Annotated in this window: 2 protein-coding genes; one reads left to right on the plus strand and one right to left on the minus strand. The window is 67.6% G+C overall.

All coding sequences use genetic code 11. The features are described from left to right. The coding region (locus WA805_RS22105; protein ID WP_425243283.1) for a TetR/AcrR family transcriptional regulator at positions 1-530 on the minus strand (530 nt) is incomplete at its 3' end. A gap of 170 nt (positions 531-700) precedes the next feature. Between WA805_RS22105 and WA805_RS22110 the strand changes: the two genes are divergently transcribed. After that, positions 701-2,290: an MDR family MFS transporter gene (locus WA805_RS22110; protein WP_425243284.1), complete on the plus strand. Its 1,590-nt coding sequence runs from the start codon at positions 701-703 to the stop codon at positions 2,288-2,290. The last annotated feature ends 174 nt before the right edge of the window (positions 2,291-2,464 follow it).

Below are 2,464 nucleotides of genomic sequence, written 5' to 3' on the forward strand. Positions count from 1 at the left end.
GTGAAGAACATGCAGGAGGTGTGGGCGGCGAAGAGCGCCGACGCCGCACGGATCCGCGAGCGGGGCGGGGCGTCCGGGCCGGTGAGGATCTCGATGAGGGCGTTCAGCCTGGGCCGGAACTGGGTGAAGCGGTGCTTGCCGTGGTCGGTGTCGCGCAGCGTCGCCTGGTTCCGTTCCATGAAACGGAACACCTCGCCGCTCTCCATCACGATGGAGATGTAGCGGTCGAGCAGCTCACTGGCGGTCTGGGCGGTGGGCGGCTGACCCCGGCCCCACTCGATCAGCGCGTCGAGCCTGTCGAAGTAGTCCTCGGTGAAGCTGCGGACGATGTCTTCCTTGGACTTGAAGTGGTAGTACAGCGCGGCCTTGGTGACGCCGAGGCGCTCGGCGATCTCGCGAAGCGAGGTCCGCTCGTAGCCGTGCTCAGCGAACAGCTCGAGTGCGATCTGCTGGATGCGCGCCCTCGTGTCGCCCCGCCTGCCGCCTTGCGGCAGCTCCTCGGAGCCGTGATCTGCAGGTACCGCGTTCATCCTTCGTGCTCTGCTTCCCCTGGCTGGCTTGGGCTTGGCGACAATCCGGGCGCCTTACCCGTGGCCGAGAATTTACTTGACGGCCGGTTAGTAAGGAATATAGCGTTCTTCTGAACTAGAAGCTAGCCGGGCGGCAAGTAAGTTTCGCAGACGGGGTCGAGGAGTAGAGCGTGTCTGAGGCGACGGGCAACGACGAGACGGATGTTCCCGAGGGGGGAGCGCCGCCCGGTGCGGCGGGGGCCCAGTGGCTCACGCACAAGCAGATCATGATCGTCCTGCCCGGACTGCTGATGGCGATGCTGCTGGCCGTGCTCGACCAGCTCGTCGTGGGCACGGCGCTGCCGCGGATCGTGGGCGACCTGGGCGGCGTCTCGCACCTGTCCTGGGTGGTGACCGCGTACGTGCTCGCCTCCACGATCACCACGCCGTTCTACGGCAAGCTCGGCGACATGTACGGGCGGAAGAAGTTCTTCATCGCCGCGATCATCATCTTCCTCGCCGGGTCGGCACTGTCCGGGCTGTCCCAGTCAATGGTGCAGCTGATCACGTTCCGCGCTATCCAGGGCCTTGGCGCGGGCGGCCTGATGGTCGGCGCGATGGCGACGATCGGCGAGATCGTGCCGCCCCGGCAGCGCGGCAAGTACATGAGCTACTTCATGGTCGTGATGATGCTGGCCACGGTCGCCGGCCCGCTGGTGGGCGGGTGGATCACCACCGCGTTCTCGTGGCGGTGGATCTTCTACATCAACCTGCCGCTGGGCGGGGCCGCGCTTGTCTACGTGATGGCGACCCTGCATATGCCCCCTCGCCGGGTGGAGCACCGCATCGACTACCTGGGCGGCATCCTGCTCGGCGTGATCGCGACGTCGATCATCCTGGTCGCGACGTGGGGCGGCACCGAGTACAGCTGGGCCTCCGCCCCGGTCCTCGTGCTGATCGCCCTGGCGGTCGGCTCTCTGGTCGCGTTCATCGCCGTCGAACGGCGCGCGGCCGAGCCCATGCTGCCGCTGCACCTGTTCCAGAACAGGAACTTCTCGCTGACGATGGTGCTGACCTTCTTCGTCGGCCTGTCCCTGTTCGGCGCGATGACCTTCCTCCCGCTGTACCAGCAGACCGTCCAGGGCGCCTCGCCGACGGTGAGCGGCCTGCTGCTGACGCCGCTGATGGTCGGCTCGGCGATCACGTCGATCGTGGCCGGGCAGGCCGTGACGAGGACCGGCCGGTACAAGATGTTCCCGATTATCGGCGGGGCGGTCATGACGATCGGGATGTTCATGCTCAGCAGGCTGGGCGTGAGCACCACGCGACTGGAGACCAGCCTCGACTACCTGGTCCTCGGCCTTGGCATGGGCTTCCTGATGCAGATGGTCTCGCTGATCGCGCAGAACAGCGTCGAGCTGCGGGATGTGGGCGTCGCCAGCAGCGCCCGGATGTTCTTCCAGCAGATGGGCGGGTCCCTCGGCGTGGCCGCCTTCGGCGCGGTGTTCGCGAGCCGGCTGAACAGCGCCATGACCTCGGCCGGCGGTCGGTTCCACGTCAGCGGCGCCGGGCTTGACCCGGCGACGGTGAGCAGCCTCCCGGCGGCACTCCGGCACCAGGTGTACATTGCGATCTCGCACGCGGTCCAGGGTGTGTTCGTCTGGGTAGTGCCCGCATCGGTGCTCATCTTCGTGCTGGCGCTGTTCATCAAGGAGGTGCCGTTGCGCAGCGGCGCGCCGGACAGCGAGCAGCCCGCCGCCGAGCCGGAACTCGTCGGCTGACGCCGGCCAGGGCTGGCTGACAAGCGCCAGAGCGCATTGAGCGCCCGGCCGCGACCTGCGGCCGGGCGCTCAAGCACGTCTCAGGCGGCGGTGCCGCCGTAGGGCACCGCCTCCAGGATCTCAACCGTGGTAGACCGGCCGTTCGGCAGCGAGTAGGTGGCCTGCTCACCGACC

The sequence above is a fragment of the Trebonia sp. genome, assembly GCF_049794275.1.
GTDB lineage: Bacteria > Actinomycetota > Actinomycetes > Streptosporangiales > Streptosporangiaceae > Trebonia.